This is a genomic window from Sphingorhabdus rigui (assembly GCF_014196595.1).
In the GTDB taxonomy this organism is placed as follows: domain Bacteria; phylum Pseudomonadota; class Alphaproteobacteria; order Sphingomonadales; family Sphingomonadaceae; genus Sphingorhabdus_B; species Sphingorhabdus_B rigui.
On sequence record NZ_JACIEA010000002.1, the window covers coordinates 332660 to 354551 of the forward strand.

The window sequence follows — 21892 nt, forward strand, 5'->3', positions numbered from 1 at the left end:
TTGTTTAGATTAGACCGGCAAGCGGGCTGGACGGATCAGCATACATGCGCCGTCCCATACGACCGGCCAGATAGGCCATGCGTCCTGACTGGACGGCCAGCTTCATCGCTGTCGCCATAGCAACGGGGTCCTTGGCTTCCGCGATAGCCGTGTTCATCAACACACCGTCGCAGCCCAATTCCATGGCCACCGCCGCGTCAGACGCCGTCCCGACGCCTGCGTCGACCAGCACGGGCACTTTCGCGCCCTCGACAATCAAGCGGATCGTCACGCGGTTTTGAATGCCAAGCCCCGAACCAATCGGCGCGCCCAATGGCATCACAGCGACTGCGCCGGCATCCTCAAGCTGCTTGGCGGCGATGGGATCATCTACACAATAGACCATTGGCAGGAATCCGTCCTTCGCCAATATTTCGGTCGCCTTCAATGTTTCGCGCATATCGGGATAGAGCGTTTTCGCTTCGCCGAGCACCTCAAGCTTTACCAAATCCCAACCGCCTGCCTCACGCGCCAAACGCAGCGTGCGTATCGCGTCGTCCGCGGTAAAGCAGCCTGCAGTGTTCGGTAGATAAGTATATTTCTTCGGATCAATATAATCGGTCAACATCGGCGCTTTGGGGTCCGAGACGTTCACGCGGCGCACGGCAACCGTGATGATTTCTGCGCCCGATGCCACAAGCGCAGCGGCATTTTGTTCGAAGTCCTTATATTTGCCGGTCCCGACGATCAGCCGCGAAGTGAAATGGCGGCCAGCAACGGACCAGCTATCGTCTTGCCCGCCGCCTACGAAATGGACGATTTCCAACACATCACCGTCAGCCAAGTGGACATTTTCCAATGAAGAACGCGGCACGATTTCAAGATTTCGCTCGACCGCGACCTTCGCCGGATCCAGCCCAATATCGCGGACAAGATCAGCCACGGTTGCCCCGGCCCGAAATTGCCGCGGATCGCCATTCAGCGTGAGGGAGATAGAATCGGTGGAAAGGGAAGAGGTCATTTCATCTCGCTATTTTTATCGACGCGCATATAGTGCTGGAACGATGCGGTTCGCAACCGCTGCTTTGACAATATCAGGGGACGTCCTTTGGCGGATAAGCCGATAATCTTTGTTCTGAATGGACCAAATCTCAATTTACTCGGTACAAGAGAGCCCGAAATTTACGGCACAGATACGCTTGATGACATTGCCGGACATCTGGATGACCGCGCGCGGGCAGCCGGCGCGTCTATCGACTTTCGCCAGTCAAATCATGAAGGGCATCTGGTCGATTGGTTGCAAGAGGCACAAGCCGTGGGGGCCAAGGCGGTGTTGTTGAACGCGGCCGGATACACCCACACCTCGGTCGCGATCCTTGATGCCATAAAGGCCATCAATGTTCCGGTTTTCGAGGTGCATTTGTCTGATCCGCACAAACGCGAAGCATTCCGACATTTAAGCTATGTTAGCATGGGCGCAAAGGCGGTGTTTGCAGGTCATGGCGCAAAGTCGTACGAACTGGCGCTAGACGCGGCGTTGCAAGTTTGACATTAGGCGCATCATTGCAAGTTTAGGGGCCCAAGGAGTTTTAAATGGCGGCGAAAACAGGAAATAGTGGCAGCATGCAGGTTGATACGGACCTTGTCCGCGAACTTGCGGCCATGTTGAACGACACCGGGCTCAGCGAAATTGAGGTTGAAGACGGCGAGCGCAAAATTCGTGTGTCGCGTACCATGACTGCGGTTGCAGCGCCTATGGCGGCAGCGCCCGTCGCGGTTGCGGCACCCACGGTTGCTGCGGCCCATGAAACCCCAAGTGCGCCTGCGACTGCAGCAAACGCCTTGAAGTCGCCAATGGTGGGCACCGCCTATCTGACCCCTGAGCCCGATGCCGCGCCGTTCGTCAGCATTGGCCAGCAAGTGAAGGCGGGTGACACCGTCCTGATCATTGAGGCAATGAAGGTCATGAACCCGATCATCGCGCCAAATGCAGGAACGGTTACTGCGATTTACGTGGAAAGCGGACAACCTGTCGAATTTGACCAGCCATTGCTGGTGATTGCTTAACCTATGGCGATCGAAAAAATCCTTATCGCCAACCGCGGCGAGATCGCGCTTCGCATTCACCGTGCGGCGCATGAAATGGGGATCAAGACCGTTGCTGTGCATTCGACTGCGGATGCCGACGCCATGCATGTGCGCCTTGCCGACGAAGCCATTTGCATCGGACCGCCATCTGCAACCGACAGCTATTTGAATATTCCGGCGATTATTTCAGCCGCGGAAATCAGCCATGCTGACGCCATCCACCCCGGCTATGGCTTTCTGTCGGAAAACGCGCAATTTGCGGAAATCGTTGAGAGCCACAACATCAAATGGATTGGCCCCAAGCCCGAACATATCCGCACGATGGGTGACAAGGTTGAAGCCAAGCGTTCGGCAGGTGCATTGGGTTTGCCGCTTGTGCCCGGCTCTGACGGCGCAATTGAAGATGTCGCCGAAGCCAAAGCAATTGCCCGCGAAATCGGATATCCGGTAATCATCAAGGCTGCGTCGGGTGGCGGTGGCCGCGGCATGAAGGTCGTGAACAGCGAAGAAGAGCTTGAGACCCAAATGCAGCAAGCAGGGTCGGAAGCAAAAGCCGCCTTTGGCGATGCGACGGTTTACCTCGAAAAATATCTCGGCAACCCGCGCCACATCGAATTCCAGATATTTGGCGATGGCAATGGCAATGCCGTCCATTTGGGCGAACGCGATTGTTCGCTACAACGGCGGCACCAAAAAGTTCTCGAAGAAGCGCCATCGCCCGTTCTTGCAACCGCTGAACGTGATCGCATGGGTAATATCTGTGCCAAGGCTATGGCTGACATGGGCTATCGCGGTGCGGGTACCATCGAGTTTCTGTGGGAAAATGGTGAGTTCTATTTCATCGAAATGAACACCCGGCTTCAGGTCGAGCACCCGGTCACTGAAATGATTACCGGCATCGACCTTGTCCGCGAACAAATCCGCGTGGCAGAAGGAAAGCCGCTTTCGTTCACACAAGAAGACGTGACCTTCACAGGCCATGCGGTCGAATGCCGGATTAACGCCGAAGACCCGCAAACCTTCATGCCGTCGCCGGGAACCGTGTCATGGTATCACCCACCCGGCGGCCTGTATGTCCGCGTCGATAGTGGCCTGTATCATGGCTATAAAGTTCCGCCATATTATGACAGCATGATCGCCAAGTTGATTGTCTATGGCCAGACACGCGAGGGCTGCCTGATGCGGCTTCGCCGTGCGCTTGGCGAATTTGTGATTGAAGGCATGAAGACGACCATTCCGCTGCATCAACGTTTGTTGGAAGAGCCCGATTTCCAAAACGGAAATTATACGATCAAATGGCTTGAAGAGTGGCTGGCGAAAGACGCGACATAAGCTTCTCCCGCCGGCAGGTGGCTTTTGGGCTGGCGGCACTGCCGCTGGCCAGCTGCGTTCCGGTTGGCCCCGACCGCGATGTATCGTTCATCCCCGCCAATGCCGCTGCACGGATTAAAGCGGATGATCCCAAGCGTCTGATCGAATTGGTCACACTCGACCCTGCGATCAAGCTTGATATGCGTTACGCGACCGCCAACAATTTCACTGGGCGGGTGCTGTATGACGAAGCGCGCGCCTTTTTGGCCACCCCTGCCGCCCAAGCGGTCGCCCGCGCCAGCAAAGCAGCCCAGGCCGATGGCTTTGGCCTGACAATTTACGACGCCTATCGCCCTTGGCGGATAACCAAAAAATTGTGGGATGCAACGCCCGCCGGGCCCAAGAAAGAATATGTGGCGAACCCCAAACGCGGGTCCAAACATAATCGTGGTTGCGCCGTTGATTTGACTTTGCATGACCTGCGCACCCGACTGCTGGTCGAAATGCCAACCGAGTTCGATGATTTTTCGGAAAAAGCCCATCGCGATTATATGGGGGCCACCCCGGCCGCATTGGCCAACCGTGCCCGCTTACAAGGCTATTTGGAAGCCGAGGGGTTTGTTGGCCTTTCCAACGAATGGTGGCATTTCGATTTCACCGGCTGGGAACAGTTCCCGGTCATGGACATACCATTTAACAAAATCGTGTAACGAAGCCGTTCATTAAAACGCTTTCTTTCATGAACATGTATAAGCAGTTCAGCTTCGCTTCAGTTGAATATGTGCAGTAAGACCCCAACGCAGAAGCATGGGGCCTCTGCCATGGGAACATGCCATGAAAAAATTACGCCTGATGACTTTGTTCACTGCGACCGCGCTTTCGCCGGTTTCAGCCTTTGCCGCCGACATCGTTCCGACGTCAAGCAACATCCCGTCCGCATTTGACGGCGCAGCCGGATTCCAACGCGAGGACCGCAGAGCCGAGCGTCAAGCGGCACGTGCCGAGCGGACACCGGAGCAACGCGAAGAGCGCCGCGCAGAACGTCAACAAAACCGACCTGAACGCGCTCAACGTGCCCAAACGGCTCAGGCCCAGACGCAGGCTCCGGCACCGCAGCCCGAGGCCAATCGCCAACAGCGCCAGCCCGGCGTCGTGCGCAGCGAGCGCCGAGAGGCAAGCCAAGAGGGCCGTTATTATGACCGCAACCGCGATGGCAATCTGGATCGCCGGTGGGACCAAAACCGTGACGGAAATCTAGACCGCAACTGGGATCGTGATCGCGATGGGCGTTTGGACCGTCGGCTTGACCGCAATGATGATGAGCGCATTGACCGTCGCTATGATCAAAACCGCAATGGCCAACTTGACCGCCGTGTCGATCGCAACAACGACAACCGCTTAGACCGGTCGCGTGGCAATGATCGTTGGACCAATAATTGGCGCAACGACCGTCGTTATGATTGGCGCAGCCACCGGCAAAGCAACAGCAGCTATTATCGTCCCGGGCGCTATTACGCGCCTTACCGCGGCCATAGCTACAGCCGCATCTCGATCGGATTTTCGCTCGGGTCGGGATATTACGGGTCACGTTACTGGATAAACGATCCATGGGAATATCGTCTGCCCGCTGCATATGGCACCTACCGTTGGGTGCGCTATTATGACGATGTGTTATTGGTCGATATCCGCAACGGACGGGTCGTCGACATCATCCGGGATTTCTTCTGGTAAGCAGCAATTTTTAAAGCCCGGGCTATTCCAGCCCGGGCTTTTTTGCTTGTAACATTGGCTTAAGCTGACCAAGCTCCCCTGCATAAACATGGGAGAGGTTTTTTGATGTTCCGTAAGATTTTACTCGCTGGCGTAGCTCTTTGTGTTTCAGCCCCTTCATTGGCAGCGACTCAAGCCATCATTGTCGGCAATCTGGTGCCCGATGCGGCCACTGGCCCAACTGGCCCAGCGGTTATCTTGGTCGAAGACGGGCGCATCAAAAATATCGCCAAAGGCACGACCAATCCGTTTCAGGCGGATACGGTCGTTGACCTTTCGACCAAAACATTGGTTCCCGGCCTGATAGACCTTCATGTCCATTTGACCGGCGACCCAGGCGATGATTTCCGCGACGAAGCGGTCAATCCTGACGAATGGGGCGTCGTCATGGGCGTGAAAAACGCAGCATTGACCGTCAAGGCAGGTTTCACAACGGTACGCGAAGCCGGTTCTGCGCAAAATACTGCTTTTGTCCTGCGCCGTGGCACCGCGGAAGGCCGCATTGTTGGCCCACGCATTGTCGCTGCTGGTCCAGCATTGTCGATCGTCGGCGGGCATGGCGATGTCACTGGCTTCCGCAGCGACGTTTTGGCCGCGCTGGATTCGGGTTTCACCTGCACTGGCCCCGTCGAATGCGCCGAAAAGGTGCGCAAGTCGTCAAAGGCGGGCGCCGATGTCATCAAGATCACCGCGACCGGCGGCGTCCTTTCGCAACAGGGCAGAGGATTGGAAGCGCATTTCACCAATGAGGAAATGGTCTCCATTGCCAACACCGCGCACTCACTTGGCCTAAAGGTCATGGCGCACGCCCATGGCGCCCGGGGTATTGAGGCAGCGGCGGCAGCCGGCATTGATTCCATTGAACATGGCACATTCGCGGATGAAGCCGCCTTGAAGGTCATGAAGGCCAAGGGCACTGCGCTGGTCCCGACATTGATGGCGCTGGAGGGCGTGCGCGCCCGCCTTGGCAAAGGGATTTACACGCCGACTGTTGAGGTCAAGGCCAAGCAAGCGCTCGAATTTGCAGGGCGTCAGGTGAAGCTGGCAAAGGCAATGGGCGTTACTGTCGCCTTTGGAACCGATGCTGGCGTCTTTGAACATGGCAGCAATGCCGGTGAGTTTGCTTTGCTGGTAAACGCAGGCATGACCCCAACCGAGGCACTGGCCAGCGCAACGACCGTTGCAGCCAAAACGCTCGGGCTGGAAAATGAAATCGGCCGGATCGCCGTGGGATATTCCGCCGACATGGTCGCCGTAAATGAAAATCCGCTGACCAACATCCGCACGCTCGAAAAGGCCGAATGGGTCATGGTAAGAGGACGTATCGTTCCGTGATTCGGTGATAAAATGCAGACTGATACGCCACCCCAAGAGTTCGACCCCAATAACGACCCGGCAAAGCTGTCGCGGATTGGTTCGCACGTCACAAAGCGACTGAATGCCAATCCGCTTGTCCAGCCGGTCGATCATCCTGATGCGCAATTATATGTGTATCAGGGCTTTTTGGGTGCATCGGACTGCAAAACGATGATCGCCAAAATTGATGCCGATGCCGTGCCGTCAACATTGTACAAAGGGACCGAGCAAGCAGGTTTTCGGACCAGCTACAGCTGTCACCTGAATCGTTGGGATGCGTTCATCGCCAAAATCGAGGCACGGATGAGCGATGTTCTGGGCATCGACAACAGCTATGCAGAGACAATGCAGGGGCAGCGTTATCAAGTCGGTCAGGAGTTTAAGGCGCACCACGACTTCTTTCATCCCAGCCAAAGCTATTGGCTTAAGGAAGGCCCGGCCGGCGGCCAGCGCAGCTGGACTGCGATGATATTCCTCAATGAACCAGAAGAAGGCGGCACGACCGAGTTCCCACATCTTGGCCTTGGCGTGCGACCGCAAGCGGGCATGATGCTCATTTGGAATAATATGAAGCTCGACGGATCACTAAATTATAAAACGCTGCATACCGGAACGCCTGTTACCCGCGGCGTGAAGCATGTGATTACAAAATGGTACCGGCAGAATAACTGGCTTGAACTCAACACGCAAAAGCCGTCCTAATTGCGGAAACGATACGGTAACAGATTGCAAATATTGTATATCGTCTGCCACAGATTATCCGTCGTCTGTCGAATTTATCTTGTGCCGGACACGCGGAGGCCAGACATCCGCTAATACTTGCCCGCAACATATTATTGATGCGTCCAACACAATTTTTGGAGAGACCCATATGAAACATAGCCCGCGCATTCTTCTTCTCGTCAGTGCCGCATTGTTGGCGCCATTTGGCGCAGCACACGCGCAAACTGCGACAACCGAGGCCGCTGCGACGGAAAGCCAGCGGCTTTCCGCTTTGTTCGCTACGGACGACGAAGCCAGCCTGAAGCGCAACCCGCTCAACGCCATGTTCCGCGGCGATATGCGCTATGCGGACCGCTTTGGTGACTACATCTCCGACGCCTATTTCGACAATGAACGCAGCGCAGCGCAGGCCAATCTGGACGGTTTAAAAGCAATCGACCGCGCGAAGTTGAATGACACCGACAAAATTGCCTACGACGTTTACAAGCAGAGCCAACTTGACGCGCTAAAGGGCCTGTCCAAAGAAATTATGGACCTGACGGTCGTGCGTCCACTCAATCACTTTTTCGGCTTTCACACTTTTTATCCAACCTTCGCCAGCGGACAAGGTGCAGCGCCGTTCAAGACGGTTCAGGATTACGAAAACAACCTGAAGCGCCACAAGGAATTCATCGTCCTGATGGACGCATCGATTGGCCGGTTCCGCCAAGGCATGGCGTCCGGCGTATTCGAAACGAAAATGACGATCCGCAATGTCATCGACCAGCTCAACACACAATTGGCGCAAAAGACCGAAGAGTCGCCTTATTATGGGCCAGTTCTGAAATTCCCTGCGGATTTCAGCGATGCTGACAAAGCGCGGCTGACGGCGGAATATCGCGATATCATCGTCAACGGTCTGTACCCCGCCAATGCCCGGCTGCGTGACTTCCTGCGCGATAGCTATTTGCCATTGGCGCGCGAACAGGTCGGCTTGTCCGCAATGAAGGGCGGCGAAGGCCTGTATCAATATCTGATCGAACAAACGACGACCCTGCCATTGAAGGCCGACGACGTCCACAATCTGGGATTGTCCGAAGTTGCCCGGATTAAATCGGGTATGGAAACCATTAAGAATGAAGTTGGCTTCAAAGGCACCCTGCCCGAATTTTTCGAGCATCTGCGTTCGGATCCAAAATTCAAAATGTCGAGCCGTGACGCGCTGACGCAGGGCTATTACGATATCGGCAAGAAAGTCGACGCAACGATTTCGACGCAGTTCAAATATCTGCCCAAGGCACCGCTTGAGATTAAACCCTACGAAGAATTCCGCGAGAAATATGAAGCGGGCGGCAGCTATCAACAGGGTACCCCTGATGGATCGCGTCCCGGCACATTTTATTTCAACGCCTATGACCTGCCAAGCCGCACTACGCCGGGCATGACCACGCTTTATTTGCATGAAGGCGCGCCTGGGCACCATTTCCAGATCAGCATCGCACAGGAAAATGAAAAGCTTCCCGCGTTCATGCGTTTCGGCGGCAATACGGCCTATGTCGAAGGTTGGGCGCTATATTCCGAAACACTCGGTTACGATATGGGCCTGTTTAAAGACCCGTATCAACGCTTTGGGACGCTGTCCGACGAAATGCTGCGGGCGATGCGTCTGGTGGTCGACACCGGCATCCACAGCAAGGGTTGGACCCGTGAACAGGCCATCGACTACATGCTTGCCAACAGCGATATGGGCAAAACCGACGCCACGGCAGAGGTCGAGCGCTACATCGCCATTCCGTCACAGGCATTGGCCTATAAAATCGGCGCCCTCACCATCCTGCGTCTAAAAGACAAGGCGAAGAAGGAACTTGGCAAGAAATTCGACGTGCGCGAATTCCACAATCAGGTTCTCAACACCGGCGCACTGCCGCTGACCGTGCTTGAGAAAAAGATCGACGCCTGGATCGCCGCGTCAAAGTAAACTGCGCGCTTCCCGGCACGAACTCTTGTCGGGAAGCGAACAGCTTGATTGGTCCCCTGCCTTGATATAGCGCTTGTCATGAGGGGGAATGCAATCATGCCAAGTTTTACCGCCAGCCTTGCTGGATTTGTTTTGCGCACCACGGGCTATTATCGCCGGATGTTTACAGGCGGGCCGCAGTTTCAACAAAACATCATCAAAGTCCGGGCAGCGCCTGCGCCGCGGCCAATCGCGAAAGGCGGCGTTGACGTTCGGCAGAGCGAATTTCAGGGCCGCAATGTCTGGCACATCGCGCCCAAGGATAAAGCGCCCAGCGCGCATATTTTGTTCTGGCACGGCGGCGGCTATGTCTATTCAGCCACGGACATCCATTGGAAATTTTTAAGCCACATGGCATCACAACATGGCTGGTCGATCACGGCACCACTGTATCCGCTCGCGCCGGAAAGCTCGGCCGAAGCCATTACGGCATGGGCCAGCGCATATTACGCGGCGTACCAAGCCGACATCAACGGCGCGCCGTTCGTCATGGGTGGCGATTCCGCAGGGGGCGGTTTGACCGCGGCATTGGCGCAAATGGCACGCGACGGCGGTCAAACACTGCCGGCCGGCCTGTTGCTCATTTGCCCTTGGTTGGACCTGGACCCGGCACATCCCGACCAGTTGAAAACGGAACCCCGCGACGGGATTTTGACCATCAGCGGCATTGCCGAAGGCGGTAGTTTGTACGCAGGCGACTTACCCCTTACCGATCCACGGTGCAGCCCAATTTTCGGAAACTGGGATGGCTTGCCCCCCATATTGGCCTTTGCGGGCGGCGATGACATTTTGGTTACCGATTCCAGAGCGTTAAAGGCCAAGGTGCCGTCGGTTGATCTCACCGAACTTGCGGGCATGATGCACGACTGGCCTATTTTCAGTTTCAGCGAGTCCCGCAAGGCACAGGCCGCGATGGCAGGCTTTGCAGCACGGGCTGTGGCGTAACGCATTTGCGTGGTCGGGTTGGCTGCGATATAAAGTTGCTATGAAAGGCGATGCTCCATGCCGGCAGTAAAAGCAGCCAACCCACGCGAGGTTTTTGCATCGGATGACTGGCGTGCCATCACGACCTTGTCCGTATGGCGGGGTATCTGGCTCATCATCCATGCGTGGATCATCGTGGCGCTTGCGGCATTTGGTGGTGCTGCGGCATGGAACTATCACTGGCTTGCCGGGATATTGGTGACGCCGCTGGCACTGGCCATATTGGGCGGTCGGCAATTGGGGTTGTCCATCCTGATGCATGACGGCGCGCATGGTCTGCTGCACCCCAATCGCAAAACCAACAACTGGCTCGGGCAATGGCCGTCGGGCGCTGCAACCGGTAGCGATCTGTTCGCCTATCGCGCCTATCATCTAACGCACCACAAATTCACGCAGCAACCCGAAGATCCCGACCTGTCCTTGTCTGCGCCGTTTCCGACCAGCCGCGACAGCCTGCGCCGCAAGTTCATCCGCGACCTGACCGGGCAAACGTTCTTCAAACAAAGGCGCGCGCAATTTGCGGCGGCGTTGCGCGGTGTAGCCGCGATACTGCGTGGCGAAAACGGCGCGGGTAAGGCCGATACGCTCGCGGGCAGGGCGTTCAACATGCAAAACAGAGCCGGTGTCGGCGCGCCAATCGCCAATGTGGAAGGCGCCAAAACGACCGCGCGTACCGTGGGCCGGTTCCTGATGGTGCAGGCGATATTGCTCGCGATATCGTTGACGTTATGGGGTTGGACGCCATTTCTGCTGTGGCTCGCCGCGCTGGCGACGACATTTCAATTGTTTCTGCGCATCCGCAACATTGCTGAGCACGCCTGCACACCGACGGGCAGCGGCGACCCGTTCACGCATGCACGCACGACCTATGCCGGTGTCTTGGCACGCATGACGGTTGCGCCATATTGGGTGAACTATCACAGCGAACATCATCTGTTCATGGGTGTGCCTTGCTACAGATTACGCGACACCCACCGGCTGTTGGGCAATGGCGGCTATTATCCGCGCATGACGATATCGCCCAATTATCGCGATGTTTTGCGGCAGGCGGTCAACCTGCCTACAGCCACCCAGCCCGCTTGAACCGGATGAACAGGGTGACACAAATGGTCACCATCACCCCGACGATCAGGAAATATCCATATGCCCACTCAAGCTCCGGCATATATTCGAAATTCATGCCGTAAATGCCGGCAATCGCGGTCGGCACGGCCAATATGGCGGCCCATGCGGCCAATTGGCGGGTAATCGCCCCCTGCCTTTGTTGCTCCAGCAAGCCGCTCGTTTCAATCACGGACGTCAACGTGTCGCGTAACCCTTCAACGCGGTAGACAATACGGCGCACATGATCGAGCAAGTCGCGCATATAGGGATAAATATTCGCATCAATCTGCGGCAGCTCAAGGTTGATAAAGCGGCTCGTCAAATCCTCGGTCGGGCCCAATATCCGTTGCAGCCGAAACAGTTCGCGCCGGAGCATGAAGATGCGACTGGTTTCGGCGGAGCTCAGGAAGTTGTCGATTGCGCGCTCTTCCATGACGAGCACTTTTTCTTCCATGATATCGACAAGGTCACCATAGCCGTCGACGATGAAATCAAGGATCGCGTGCAGCACATAATCTGCGCCTTGCTTCAGCAGCCACGGCGTCGCTTCAAGCTGGTCCCGAATGGGGCTGTGCGAACGTTCCGAACCATGGCGCACGGTGATGATGAATTGGCGGCCCATGAAAATGGCCGTGTTGCCATAAATAATTCGATCGCCCTCCAGCTTGGGCGTGCGGATCACCAAAAACAGATGGTCGCCGTAAACTTCGACCTTGGGCAAGTGCTTGGGATCAAGCGCGTCTTCCACGGCAAGCGGATGAAGGCCAAAATGGTCCTGAACGCGTTTAAGCGCGCCATCGTCGGGTTCATGCAACCCAATCCAGATGAAATCCTTTGGCTGGGTAATATGCGGAATTGGCTTGGTTAGGTCGATTTCCTGCGCGACCTTGCCATCATGGTAGAGGCGGGCCGCAACCGTTGTCATGCAAGCGCTTCCGCAATCAACTGCCGGCTGTTCGCAATCCCATAAAGCGCGATGAAGCTGCCCATGCGTGGACCAGCGCTTGAACCCAACAGCGTCTCATACAGCGCCTTGAACCAATCACGCAGATTTTCGAAACCGCCCTCTTTGCCGATTTCATACACGATATTTTGTATGTCCTCGGCAGTCGCGTCCGCAGGCAGTTCCGCCAAACGCGCGTCGAGCGTTTGCAACGCAGCAACCTCAACGCCCTCGGGCTTGCGCTTTTGCAAGGTCGGCGCAACGAAATCGCGATTATAGGCAAGCGCGATGGGAATAAGCTCCGCCAGTTCGGGCGCATTTTCTGGCGACACATTGTCGGCATAATTGCCAAGATAGGCCCAAACCTGCTCCTCGGTCGCGCCTGCGCCCATGACACCAACGAGGTTCAGCAAAAGACCAAATGTAACCGGCGGCTGCCCGCTTGGCACCTGCCCGTTGTGGATATGGTGGACCGGATTGCCCAGCCGCTTTTCAATGGGCTGGCCATGCCATTGCGCGCGGAACTGGAAATATTCGTCCACCGCTTTCGGCACAACGCCCAAATGGAGTTGCTTCGCGCTCTTTGGTTCGCGGAACGCGTAGAAAGCGACGCTATTTTCCGTGCCGTATTTCAGCCAATCTTCAAGTGCGAGGCCATTGCCTTTCGACTTCGAAATCTTCTCGCCTTTTTCGTCGAGGAACATTTCATAGATCAGGCTTTCGGGTGGACGCCCGCCAAGGACACGCGCAATCTTTCCGGATTGCACGCCGCTGTCGGTCAAATCTTTCCCGTACATTTCGTAATCGACGCCAAGGGCAACCCAACGCATGGCCCAATCGACCTTCCACTGAAGCTTCGCTTTGCCGCCAAGAATCGACTGCGTGACAAGGTCGCCGCCATCGTCGAAACGTATAAGCCCGGCTTCGGCATCTACGACTTCCACCGGCACCTGAAGGACAATGCCGGTCTTTTCGCTAATCGGAAGAATCGGCGAATAAGTCGCGGCGCGTTCTTTGCGCAAGGTGGGCAACATGATGTCCATGATAGCCTGATAATTGCGCAGCACATTTTTCAGGGCAGCGTCAAACGCCCCGCTCTCATATTGCGACGATGACGAGATAAATTCATAGTCAAAGCCGAATTGGTCAAGGAAATCGCGCAGCATGGCATTGTTGTGCGCGGCGAAACTTTCGAACTTTCCGAACGGATCGGGAATACGCGACAGCGGCTTGCCGAGATGTTCCGTCAGCATCGCCTGGTTTGGCACATTGTCCGGAACCTTACGCAGCCCGTCCATATCATCCGAAAATTCGATCAGCCGTGTCGGTGCGTCCGACAGCGTTCCAAACGCGTTGCGCACCATGGTTGTGCGCAGGACTTCATTGAACGTTCCAATATGCGGAAGGCCCGATGGGCCATAGCCACATTCAAAGATGATTGCCGCGCCATCCGCTTTGCCGTTTGGATAACGTTTCAACAAACGCCGCGCCTCTTCAAAAGGCCAGGCTTTCGATGCCATTGCTATATCGCGAAGGTCAGTCACGTGTTGCTCTTTCGTTCCAAATACGACTATCAGATGTTATGGACACTCCCCTAGCCTTTCCTGCGCTCCATGCAAGCCATGCCGGCATATGGGTAGGTTCCACCGATGGTCAGGTAACAACCGTCGGGAAAGGCGAAGCGGCTGGCCGTGCGGCGGAAACGCCGATGGTCATGCTAAATGCCCCGTTGGTTGCACAACGGCTTGGCTATCCGGATTTATCGGGCCTCGACCTGCTCGAATTGTTCGCCTTCGTCTATCCTGCCCGTTTTGCGGTTCCAACACCAAAAGGCATGGCCAAGGCTTTGGGCATTACGCCGCCGACGACGGATCAGGAGGTCCCGCAATTTCTGCTTGTGGCTGCGCGCACTTTGCTTGGCGTTCTTGATGCGCCGGACTGGGCAGAGCGGGAGGGTGCTTGGGACGCAGCGCAAGCGTTGATGCGGCTGCGTTGGCCATGGTCCAACCTGATTTTGTCGCGATTGAAAAAGCCGGAAAAGCCCGAACGCTGGCTGTTCAGCCGCCTGCCCGAATGGGAGGAAGCACCGCCGCGCACGCCGCCGCGCGTTGTCACCCTTGGTGCCGAAGCGGTGCAGCAAAGGCTGGCATCGCTTGTCGGCGGGTCCGCCGAAACACGGCAGGGGCAGCGCGATTTTGCGCAAGCCGCAGCCGAGATTTTTGCGCCCCGCGCGCGCAAAGGCGAACCAAATATGTTGCTGGCTGAGGCCGGGACCGGAATTGGCAAGACGCTTGGTTATCTTGCTCCCGCCAGCCTTTGGGCGACGGCAGCGGACGGAACCGTTTGGATTTCAACCTTTACCAAGGCGTTGCAACGCCAATTGGTCCGCGAAGCACAGCGTATTTATCCGGACTATGACACCTTCAAATCCAAAGTAGTGGTCCGCAAGGGACGCGAAAATTATCTGTGCCTGCTGAACCTTGAAGATGCGTTGCAAGGCGGCTTTGCGGGACGTGCGGCGATCCTTGCGCATCTCGTGGCGCGCTGGGCCGCTTATTCGAATGACGGGGACATGATAGGCGGCGATTTGCCCGGATGGTTGCCGACATTGTTCCGGCGCAACGGGTCAACAGCGCTCACCGACCGGCGCGGCGAGTGTATTTATGCCGGATGTCCGCATTACAAAAAATGCTTCATCGAACGCGCGTCCCGATCATCGGTTCAGGCCGAAATAGTCATCGCCAACCATGCGCTGATGATGGTCAATGCCGCGCGCGGTCGCGATGAACTCAACCGCCCAAGCCGCATCATTTTCGACGAGGGCCATCATTTGTTCGATGCTGCAGACTCGATGTTTGCAGCAGCGCTCACTGGCCAAGAAACCATCGAGCTGCGCCGCTGGGTGATTGGCCCCGAAGGCAAGGCCCGCGGTCGGCGCCGTGGTTTGTCGGCGCGCCTTGCCGATGTCGCATCTTATGATGAAGAAGGCGGCCTTGCCATCGAGATGGCACGAATGGCGGCAGAAGCACTGCCCGGCGATGGTTGGCTGGCGCGGTTGGCAGAAGGCGCGCCATCGGGACCCATTGAACGGTTTTTGGCGGCGGTGCGCGCGATGGTGTTTGCCCGCGACGAAACCAACGCCACCGAAGGCGGCTATGGTCTGGAAACCGAGCTGGCTGATCCCGACGCCGCGGTTGTCGATGCCGCCGCGGACGCAGCCGTCGCGCTGGAGGCGCTGGCGCGTCCTCTGACGGTGCTGGGGCAGCGGCTTGAGGCGATGGTGTCCGATCCCCCCGATTGGCTTGATGGCAGCGCCAGAGCCCGGGTTGAGGGCGCTATGGCGAGCTTGAGCTGGCGGATTGATACGGTCCGCGCATGGATATCGATGCTGGCGCGCGCGGTAGGCCCGGTGGACCCCGAATTTGTCGATTGGCTCGCCATTGACAGGTTCGAAGGTCGCGAAATGGACATCGGCATGCACCGGCGGTGGCTTGACCCGATGAAACCCGTCGCGGACATCGTCCTGAAACCAAGCCATGGGGTTCTGGCCACATCGGCAACTTTGCGCAGTGGCGGCGACTGGAAAAATGCTGAAGCCCGCACAGGCGCGCTGCATTTGGATAAGCCAGCCACACATTTCTCTGCGATCAGCCCCTTTGACTATACGGCGCAGGCAGAGGTCCTGATCGTCACGGACATCAAAAAGGGCGATGCCGCGGCACTGGCGGGGGCATATTCCGCGCTGATCTCGGCATCGGGCGGGGGCGTCCTTGGCCTGTTCACGGCAATTCGGCGTTTACGGTCGACCTATGCGCGCATTGCCGATCGTTTGGCGCGTGATGGCCTGCCGCTGTACGCGCAACATGTCGACCCGATTGACACCGGAACCTTGGTCGACATTTTCCGCGATGATCCGCACGCCAGCCTGCTCGGCACAGATGCCTTGCGCGACGGCGTAGATGTCCCGGGGCATTCGCTGCGCCTTGTCATCATGGAGCAGATACCGTGGCCGCGTCCCGACATATTGCACCGCGCCCGTCGCCTCAAAAATGGTGGCATTGATTTTGATGATCGCATCATTCGCGCAAAAATGGCGCAGGCATTTGGACGCCTGATCCGCAGCGCAGATGACAAGGGGCATTTTGTCCTGCTCTCGTCCGCCGTGCCCAGCCGGCTGCTGACCGCTTTTCCGCCGGGAACGCCCGTGCGAAGGGCCACGTTGGCTGAGGCAGTCGCTTCTGTAAAAACAGGCCTTTCGTCGGATGAAAAATTGCGGCAGGACGTCAAAATCAGTCTCGATGAAAGCAACCCGTTTTGACGTTCACGCTCACATTATTCCGTCATGCAAAATCGAGCTGGGATGACTCGGTGCCGCGGGACTTTGACCGCCCGTTGAATAAGCGCGGCGAGAAAGCTGCCATTACTATGGGCACATGGGTGAAGCGCAACGGTCTGGTTTTCGACCATGTCGTTGCCAGCCCCGCTGTGCGCGTGATCGACACGATTGACCAGTTTGTGAAGGGCACTGGCGGGCGCATGGACCCGCATTGGGACCGCCGCATATATTTGGCATCATCGGCCACGTTGATGGACGTGCTGCGTGACCAGTCGGACGAACATAAGAACCTGCTGATGGTCGGACATAATCCCGGCATGGAAGATCTGGTTTTCGATCTTTGCCCCGATGATGGCACGTCACCATTGCGCGACCTTGTTTGGGAAAAATATCCCACCGCCGCCATTGCGCGTATGGAACTGAACATCGACCATTGGGCGGACGTTGAGCGTTCGTGCGGCCAGCTGACGCATTTCATCCGACCGCGCGATCTTGATCCCGATCTTGGCCCAGAAGACGAATGACTCCCGTAATTTGGCGTAAAGCAGGCGTGCATGACGCGGATGCGCTGGCGCTTCTTGGATCGGCAACATTCCTTGCGACCTTCGCCTTTGACCATCCCGGCCAACCACTTGTCGCGCATTTGCGTACCGAACACAGCCCGGAATATTATGCCAATGCCTTGGCGCAGCCCGGTGTCGATATCGTGATGGGTGAGACACCGCTCGGCGCGCCCGTCGGCTACGCGATGATAACCCCGCCATCGCACCCGGACCTGCAACAGGATGGGGATATCGAGTTAAAGCGCATTTATTTGCTTGGACCGTGGCAAGGTGGCGGCAATGGCCGACAATTGCTTGAGCAAGCCTTTGCCATTGCGGCCGAGCGCGGTGCGAAACGCATGCTGTTGGCGGTGTACGAAAACAACGAAAAAGCGGTCGCTTTTTATGAGCGCGCCGGTTTTACAGCGATTGGAAAGACTGTGTTCATGGTCGGGGACGTCCCGTTTCGCGATATGGTGTACGCGCGGCCGCTTATTTGAACTTAGGCCGCAGCAAGCGCGGATGCGAGCCTGTCCCGAATGGCCCGAAGCGCCGAAACATCAAACTGTGGGCCAGTCGCAACGGGGGCTGATGCAGTAACCGGCGCTGGGGCAGGAACGTCACCTGTTTCCAAAAAACGCCTGGCGCCTTTAACCGTATATCCTTCGCTATAGAGCAACCGGTGGATAGTGTGCAGCAAGGCCACGTCATCCGGCCGATATAGACGGCGTCCGCCAGCGCGGGTCAGTGGTTTCAGCATTGGGAATTGCTCTTCCCAATAACGCAAAATATGCGTCCGAACGCCCAAAACCTGCGCCATTTCACCAATGGTTCGAAATGCGTCCGCCGATTTTTCAACCATGATGGGTTATTTGACCTTTTGACGCATGCCTTGGCTGGCCCGAAATGTCAGGACCCGACGCGGCGTTATGGGCACTTCCACACCCGTTTTGGGGTTTCGCCCTATACGCTGGCCTTTGTCACGCAGAACAAAGGTGCCAAAACCGGATATTTTTACATTTTCGCCATCAAGCACAGCCGTCGTCATATGATCAAGAATAGACTCAATCATCGCCGCGGCGTCGGCGCGCGACAAACCGATTTGACGATTGAGAATTTCCGCCAAATCAGCGCGCGTTAAAGTTCCTGTGTCTGCCATTTACGGTCTCCGGATGAACGATCACCCTTAATGCCGACAATATACAGCAGAATTTTCAATTGTAAAACTGCGATCGCTGGAAATCGCCTACATGCGAACGACAGAAGCGCCCCACGTAAAACCACCGCCCATTGCTTCGATCACAATGACATCCCCGGCTTTAATCCGGCCGTCCCGCACGGCGACATCAAGGGCAAGCGGAACAGAGGCTGCCGAGGTGTTTGCATGCTGGTCGACCGTCAGAACAACTTTATCGGCGTCGAGCCCAAGTTTCTTGGCCGTCGCTTCAATAATCCGCGCATTCGCCTGATGCGGCACCACCCAATCGACATCGGCAGCGGTGAGTTCTGCTTCCGCAAGAACTTCATGAAGTACGCTCGTCAGGTTGGTGACCGCGTGGCGAAACACTTCGCGGCCCTTCATGCGCAACTTGCCAACCGTTCCCGTCGTCGATGGACCGCCGTCGACATATAATAATTCATTATGTTGGCCGTCGGCATGCAGCTTGGTGGCCAAGGCACCCCGGGTTCCGACTTCGCCTGACAACACGACTGCGCCGGCACCATCCCCAAACAGCACACAGGTTGTGCGGTCTTCCCAGTCCAAGATGCGGCTGAAGGTTTCTGCGCCGATCACCAGTGCGTTACGCGCCGATCCTGCGCGGATCATGCTTTCCGCCACGGAAAATGCGTACAGGAACCCGGAACACACTGCAGCGACATCAAAGGCCACGCCGCCATTGCAGCCAAGCGCGTGCTGGACGATGGTGGCCGATGCAGGGAATGTCTGGTCGGGAGTGGCGGTCGCCAAAATGATCAGATCAATGTCGGACGCGGCCATATTCGCTGCCTCAAGCGCGTTGCGCGACGCCTCTATCGCAAGGCTGGACGTCGTTTCATCGGGTTCAGCGATATGGCGAAATTTGATACCGGTGCGTTCGGTAATCCATTCGTCGGTTGTGTCGACTTTCGTAGCAAGTTCGGCGTTCGATACGCGATTGCGTGGAAGCGCGGACCCTGTGCCTTTGATGACGGCATGAAGGGTCACAGCCGTCATTCCGCTTGCACCCGCGCCAGATCTTGGGTGATGCGCGCCGTAATATCTTCTTCCACGAGCCGCGCGGCGACTTCGACTGCGTTGGCTACGCCCTTAACGTTCGCACTGCCGTGACTTTTTACCACGACACCGTTCAGCCCCATGAAGACGGCGCCATTGTGGTTATTGGGGTCAAGGTGATGGCGCAGCAGCTCAGTCGCCGGGCGCGAGACCAGAAAGCCGAATTTTGACCGCAATGAGCTTGTAAACGCGCGGCGCAGCAGATCGGTCACGAAACGGGCAGTACCCTCGATGGACTTCAGCGCGATATTTCCCGTGAACCCATCGCAAACGACAACGTCGCATTCGCCGCGGTTGATTTTGTCTGCCTCGACAAATCCCTGAAAATCCATGTGCAGGCCCGTCGCATTGCGCAGATGCAAGGCCGCATCGCGTAGCTGATCGGTGCCTTTCATTTCTTCTGTGCCAATGTTCAAAAGCCGCACCCGCGGGCGGTCAAAACCGAAAATGATGCGGGAATAGGCCGCGCCCATGATGGCGAACTGAACCAGGTTTTTCGCTTCGCACTCGGTGTTTGCGCCCAGATCGAGCATCACCACGTCGGTGTCTTCCAGCGTCGGTAAAAGCGCAGAAAGCGCTGGCCGGTCGATGCCGGGCATGGTCCGTAAGGCGAGCTTTGCGGTGGCCATGAGCGCGCCGGTATTGCCTGCGCTGACAGCAGCGCTGGCTTCTCCGGTTTTCACGGCGTTTATCGCCATGCCCATGGAGCTGGTCTTGGCCTTGCGCAAAGCTGCGCTGACCTTGTCATCCGCTGTTACGACATCGTCGGTGTGCAGGATTTCGGAGGCAGCGCGCAGATTGGGATGCTTATCAAGCGCCGCTTTGATGCGGACTTCATCGCCGACCAAAAGAAAGTTGAAACTTTCGTGCCGGTGCCGCGCCAACGCCGCACCTGCAATCATAACAGGTACGCCCTCGTCACCGCCCATCGCGTCTATGGCGATACGCGGTTTCGTGGACACCTATTATTCTCCTTTAGGAAGGATCAGGCGACTGCAACCACTTCGCGGCCATTATAATGGCCACACGCATCACACAGGTGATGCGGACGCTTCAGTTCGCCGCAATTTGGGCATTCTTGATATGCTGCAACAGTCAGCGAATCATGGCTACGACGCATGCCGCGCTTTGAAGGGGATGTTTTTCTTTTGGGGACAGCCATCTCGGCACCTGTTCCATTTCAAAATCAATAAGTTCTAGGTCATGCTAGGCGAAAGAGGTGGTCGTGGCAAGCAATCGCCAGAATCAGCCTAAGTCAACCGCACATGTCTGTGTGAGCCGCGCGCTATACTTCTTTTTCCGGGCTTTGCAACCCGTGAGATAGCAGATAAGCTCCCCAAACGAACAGGGAGAGAATATATGTTGAGTTTACCCGTAACCCTTACCATCGCTGCAGGCGCCGCTTTGGTGAACATTTGGCTCATGATACGCTGTGGGCAAGCACGGACCAAAGAAAGTGTTTCGATCGGCGATGGCGGCAGCGAATTTGTTATCCGGCGGATGCGCGCGCATGCCAATTTCGTCGAGAGCGCGCCATTTGTCTTGGTCTTGATTGCCGCACTTGAGGCAACAGGCGGCACGAACAACTGGCTATGGGGCCTGGGCATCGTGTATATCGTTGGTCGGCTTGCGCATGGTCTGGGCATGGACGGCGGCGCATTGGGCAAAGGACGCATGGTCGGCACGCTGACCTCCATGCTGACGCTGCTCGGGCTCGCTGGATGGGCTCTCGCCCGCGTTTACACCGCGGTGCTTTAACTCACCGGGCAGCCAGAACGTCATCGGCGACAAATGCATTATGCTGTCGCTCATAACCGAACTGGCTGGTTGGTCCGTGACCGGGGATGAAGGTAACATCATCCCCCAACGGCCATAGCTTTGTCGTAATCGCATTGATGAGGTCCGCGTGGTTCCCGCGTGGAAAATCGGTGCGGCCGATAGAGCCCTGAAACAAGACGTCACCGACGATTGCAAGACGACTGGGCGCGTGATGAAAAATCACGTGCCCTGGCGTATGTCCGGGGCAATGAATAACATCGAGTGTCAGGTTACCCACGGTGACCGTGTCGCCATCCACCAGCCAGCGATCTGGTTCGAACGTGTGCGCTTCCATACCCCAGCGTGCGCCGTCATCGTCGAGCTTTGCAATCCAGAAGCGGTCATCTTCGTGCGGCCCCTCAATCGGCAGGCCTAATTCTTTTGCGAGCATGCCAGTCTGGCCGCAGTGGTCAAGATGGCCGTGCGTTACCAATAGCTTTTCAAGCTCAACCCCCGTCTGCGCCACCGCGGCTTTCAACTTATCCAGGTCACCACCTGGGTCGACCAGTGCCGCCTTGTTCGTTTCGGTACACCAAAACAGCGTACAATTTTGCTGAAGCGGCGTCACCGGAATGATGGCGGCTTTTAGGGGCGGTGCTTTGGGTGCAGCAGATGTGACGTTCGACATGCGGCACTATGTGGCGGACTGATGCGCGTGAGGCAAGCC

General features: G+C 56.8%; 23 protein-coding genes. 14 read left to right on the forward strand and 9 right to left on the reverse strand.

Annotated features, from left to right (window positions below):
• Positions 1–4: 4 nt before the first annotated feature.
• Positions 5–1000 (reverse strand): sulfur carrier protein ThiS, encoded by a 996-nt coding sequence (thiS, locus tag GGR91_RS09140; RefSeq protein ID WP_183941885.1) that lies wholly within the window; start codon positions 998–1000, stop codon positions 5–7.
• Between the two features lie 87 nt (positions 1001–1087).
• On the opposite strand from thiS, the gene GGR91_RS09145 reads away from it, so the two are divergent.
• From GGR91_RS09145 to GGR91_RS09190, 10 genes are all read left to right on the forward strand, one after another.
• Complete coding sequence (locus tag GGR91_RS09145; RefSeq protein WP_183941886.1) at positions 1088–1528, forward strand: type II 3-dehydroquinate dehydratase; 441 nt, start codon at positions 1088–1090, stop codon at positions 1526–1528.
• A 44-nt stretch (positions 1529–1572) separates the two neighbouring features.
• Positions 1573–2046, forward strand: a complete 474-nt coding sequence (gene accB, locus GGR91_RS09150; RefSeq protein WP_183941887.1) for an acetyl-CoA carboxylase biotin carboxyl carrier protein — start codon at positions 1573–1575, stop codon at positions 2044–2046.
• Between the two features lie 3 nt (positions 2047–2049).
• Positions 2050–3399 carry an acetyl-CoA carboxylase biotin carboxylase subunit gene (gene accC, locus GGR91_RS09155; protein ID WP_183941888.1) on the forward strand — a complete coding sequence of 450 codons (1350 nt, stop codon included), beginning with the start codon at positions 2050–2052 and terminating at the stop codon, positions 3397–3399.
• Complete coding sequence (locus GGR91_RS09160) at positions 3375–4088, forward strand: M15 family metallopeptidase (protein WP_183941889.1); 714 nt, start codon at positions 3375–3377, stop codon at positions 4086–4088. Before accC ends, GGR91_RS09160 begins: the two co-directional genes overlap by 25 nt.
• 124 nt (positions 4089–4212) lie before the next feature.
• Entirely contained in the window at positions 4213–5109 is an 897-nt protein-coding gene (locus tag GGR91_RS09165; protein ID WP_183941890.1) for an RcnB family protein, read from the forward strand.
• A gap of 105 nt (positions 5110–5214) precedes the next feature.
• A complete protein-coding gene (locus tag GGR91_RS09170; protein ID WP_183941891.1) occupies positions 5215–6483 on the forward strand; it encodes a metal-dependent hydrolase family protein in 1269 nt (422 codons plus the stop codon).
• A 12-nt stretch (positions 6484–6495) separates the two neighbouring features.
• On the forward strand, positions 6496–7206 hold the full coding sequence (locus GGR91_RS09175; protein ID WP_183941892.1) for a prolyl hydroxylase family protein: 711 nt from the start codon (positions 6496–6498) through the stop codon (positions 7204–7206).
• Positions 7207–7375: 169 nt separating this feature from the next.
• A complete protein-coding gene (locus GGR91_RS09180; RefSeq protein WP_183941893.1) occupies positions 7376–9184 on the forward strand; it encodes a DUF885 domain-containing protein in 1809 nt (602 codons plus the stop codon).
• 96 nt (positions 9185–9280) lie between these two features.
• Positions 9281–10168: an alpha/beta hydrolase fold domain-containing protein gene (locus GGR91_RS09185; RefSeq protein ID WP_183941894.1), complete on the forward strand. Its 888-nt coding sequence runs from the start codon at positions 9281–9283 to the stop codon at positions 10166–10168.
• Positions 10169–10225: 57 nt separating this feature from the next.
• Positions 10226–11290: a fatty acid desaturase family protein gene (locus tag GGR91_RS09190; RefSeq protein ID WP_183941895.1), complete on the forward strand. Its 1065-nt coding sequence runs from the start codon at positions 10226–10228 to the stop codon at positions 11288–11290.
• On the opposite strand, the gene GGR91_RS09195 is transcribed toward GGR91_RS09190, so the two are convergent.
• Both GGR91_RS09195 and GGR91_RS09200 read right to left on the reverse strand, forming a co-directional pair.
• The gene (locus GGR91_RS09195; RefSeq protein ID WP_183941896.1) at positions 11268–12236 is read right to left on the reverse strand and encodes a magnesium and cobalt transport protein CorA; all 969 of its coding nucleotides are present in this window, start codon (positions 12234–12236) and stop codon (positions 11268–11270) included. The genes GGR91_RS09190 and GGR91_RS09195 overlap by 23 nt on opposite strands.
• Positions 12233–13774, reverse strand: a complete 1542-nt coding sequence (locus tag GGR91_RS09200) for a lysine--tRNA ligase (protein WP_221204299.1) — start codon at positions 13772–13774, stop codon at positions 12233–12235. Before GGR91_RS09200 ends, GGR91_RS09195 begins: the two co-directional genes overlap by 4 nt.
• Positions 13775–13836: 62 nt before the next feature.
• Between GGR91_RS09200 and GGR91_RS09205 the strand changes: the two genes are divergently transcribed.
• From GGR91_RS09205 to GGR91_RS09215, 3 genes are read left to right on the forward strand one after another with little or no spacing between them, the layout of a single operon-like run.
• Positions 13837–16572, forward strand: a complete 2736-nt coding sequence (locus tag GGR91_RS09205) for an ATP-dependent DNA helicase (RefSeq protein WP_183941898.1) — start codon at positions 13837–13839, stop codon at positions 16570–16572.
• Positions 16569–17114: a SixA phosphatase family protein gene (locus tag GGR91_RS09210; RefSeq protein ID WP_183941899.1), complete on the forward strand. Its 546-nt coding sequence runs from the start codon at positions 16569–16571 to the stop codon at positions 17112–17114. The genes GGR91_RS09205 and GGR91_RS09210 overlap by 4 nt, the downstream gene beginning before the upstream one ends.
• Positions 17111–17632: a GNAT family N-acetyltransferase gene (locus GGR91_RS09215; protein ID WP_183941900.1), complete on the forward strand. Its 522-nt coding sequence runs from the start codon at positions 17111–17113 to the stop codon at positions 17630–17632. Before GGR91_RS09210 ends, GGR91_RS09215 begins: the two co-directional genes overlap by 4 nt.
• Positions 17633–17634: 2 nt before the next feature.
• Here the strand turns inward: GGR91_RS09215 and GGR91_RS09220 are convergent, their stop codons facing one another.
• From GGR91_RS09220 to rpmF, 5 genes are all read right to left on the reverse strand, one after another.
• Positions 17635–17994 carry a MerR family transcriptional regulator gene (locus GGR91_RS09220; protein ID WP_183941901.1) on the reverse strand — a complete coding sequence of 120 codons (360 nt, stop codon included), beginning with the start codon at positions 17992–17994 and terminating at the stop codon, positions 17635–17637.
• Positions 17995–18000: 6 nt separating this feature from the next.
• Positions 18001–18291, reverse strand: a complete 291-nt coding sequence (locus GGR91_RS09225; RefSeq protein ID WP_183941902.1) for an integration host factor subunit alpha — start codon at positions 18289–18291, stop codon at positions 18001–18003.
• 87 nt (positions 18292–18378) lie between these two features.
• Positions 18379–19347, reverse strand: coding sequence for a beta-ketoacyl-ACP synthase III (locus tag GGR91_RS09230; RefSeq protein ID WP_183941903.1), 969 nt, complete (start codon positions 19345–19347; stop codon positions 18379–18381).
• Positions 19344–20369, reverse strand: a complete 1026-nt coding sequence (gene plsX / locus GGR91_RS09235) for a phosphate acyltransferase PlsX (RefSeq protein ID WP_183941904.1) — start codon at positions 20367–20369, stop codon at positions 19344–19346. The genes GGR91_RS09230 and plsX overlap by 4 nt, the downstream gene beginning before the upstream one ends.
• A gap of 23 nt (positions 20370–20392) precedes the next feature.
• Entirely contained in the window at positions 20393–20569 is a 177-nt protein-coding gene (gene rpmF / locus GGR91_RS09240; protein ID WP_183941905.1) for a 50S ribosomal protein L32, read from the reverse strand.
• Positions 20570–20766: 197 nt separating this feature from the next.
• Between rpmF and GGR91_RS09245 the strand changes: the two genes are divergently transcribed.
• Positions 20767–21165 (forward strand): MAPEG family protein, encoded by a 399-nt coding sequence (locus GGR91_RS09245; RefSeq protein ID WP_183941906.1) that lies wholly within the window; start codon positions 20767–20769, stop codon positions 21163–21165.
• A gap of 1 nt (position 21166) precedes the next feature.
• Here the strand turns inward: GGR91_RS09245 and GGR91_RS09250 are convergent, their stop codons facing one another.
• A complete protein-coding gene (locus GGR91_RS09250) occupies positions 21167–21853 on the reverse strand; it encodes an MBL fold metallo-hydrolase (RefSeq protein WP_183941907.1) in 687 nt (228 codons plus the stop codon).
• Positions 21854–21892 lie beyond the last annotated feature (39 nt).

Excerpts from the sequence above, each read along its gene's own strand:
- thiS (WP_183941885.1), bottom strand. The coding sequence starts at position 1,000 with ATGACCTCTTCCCTTTCCACCGATTCTATCTCCCTCACGCTGAATGGC.
- accB (WP_183941887.1), top strand. The coding sequence starts at position 1,573 with ATGGCGGCGAAAACAGGAAATAGTGGCAGCATGCAGGTTGATACGGAC.
- accC (WP_183941888.1), top strand. The coding sequence starts at position 2,050 with ATGGCGATCGAAAAAATCCTTATCGCCAACCGCGGCGAGATCGCGCTT.
- GGR91_RS09165 (WP_183941890.1), top strand. The coding sequence starts at position 4,213 with ATGAAAAAATTACGCCTGATGACTTTGTTCACTGCGACCGCGCTTTCG.
- GGR91_RS09170 (WP_183941891.1), top strand. The coding sequence starts at position 5,215 with ATGTTCCGTAAGATTTTACTCGCTGGCGTAGCTCTTTGTGTTTCAGCC.
- GGR91_RS09175 (WP_183941892.1), top strand. The coding sequence starts at position 6,496 with ATGCAGACTGATACGCCACCCCAAGAGTTCGACCCCAATAACGACCCG.
- GGR91_RS09180 (WP_183941893.1), top strand. The coding sequence starts at position 7,376 with ATGAAACATAGCCCGCGCATTCTTCTTCTCGTCAGTGCCGCATTGTTG.
- GGR91_RS09185 (WP_183941894.1), top strand. The coding sequence starts at position 9,281 with ATGCCAAGTTTTACCGCCAGCCTTGCTGGATTTGTTTTGCGCACCACG.
- GGR91_RS09190 (WP_183941895.1), top strand. The coding sequence starts at position 10,226 with ATGCCGGCAGTAAAAGCAGCCAACCCACGCGAGGTTTTTGCATCGGAT.
- GGR91_RS09195 (WP_183941896.1), bottom strand. The coding sequence starts at position 12,236 with ATGACAACGGTTGCGGCCCGCCTCTACCATGATGGCAAGGTCGCGCAG.
- GGR91_RS09200 (WP_221204299.1), bottom strand. The coding sequence starts at position 13,774 with ATGGCATCGAAAGCCTGGCCTTTTGAAGAGGCGCGGCGTTTGTTGAAA.
- GGR91_RS09205 (WP_183941898.1), top strand. The coding sequence starts at position 13,837 with ATGGACACTCCCCTAGCCTTTCCTGCGCTCCATGCAAGCCATGCCGGC.
- GGR91_RS09215 (WP_183941900.1), top strand. The coding sequence starts at position 17,111 with ATGACTCCCGTAATTTGGCGTAAAGCAGGCGTGCATGACGCGGATGCG.
- GGR91_RS09220 (WP_183941901.1), bottom strand. The coding sequence starts at position 17,994 with ATGGTTGAAAAATCGGCGGACGCATTTCGAACCATTGGTGAAATGGCG.
- GGR91_RS09225 (WP_183941902.1), bottom strand. The coding sequence starts at position 18,291 with ATGGCAGACACAGGAACTTTAACGCGCGCTGATTTGGCGGAAATTCTC.
- GGR91_RS09230 (WP_183941903.1), bottom strand. The coding sequence starts at position 19,347 with ATGACGGCTGTGACCCTTCATGCCGTCATCAAAGGCACAGGGTCCGCG.
- rpmF (WP_183941905.1), bottom strand. The coding sequence starts at position 20,569 with ATGGCTGTCCCCAAAAGAAAAACATCCCCTTCAAAGCGCGGCATGCGT.
- GGR91_RS09245 (WP_183941906.1), top strand. The coding sequence starts at position 20,767 with ATGTTGAGTTTACCCGTAACCCTTACCATCGCTGCAGGCGCCGCTTTG.
- GGR91_RS09250 (WP_183941907.1), bottom strand. The coding sequence starts at position 21,853 with ATGTCGAACGTCACATCTGCTGCACCCAAAGCACCGCCCCTAAAAGCC.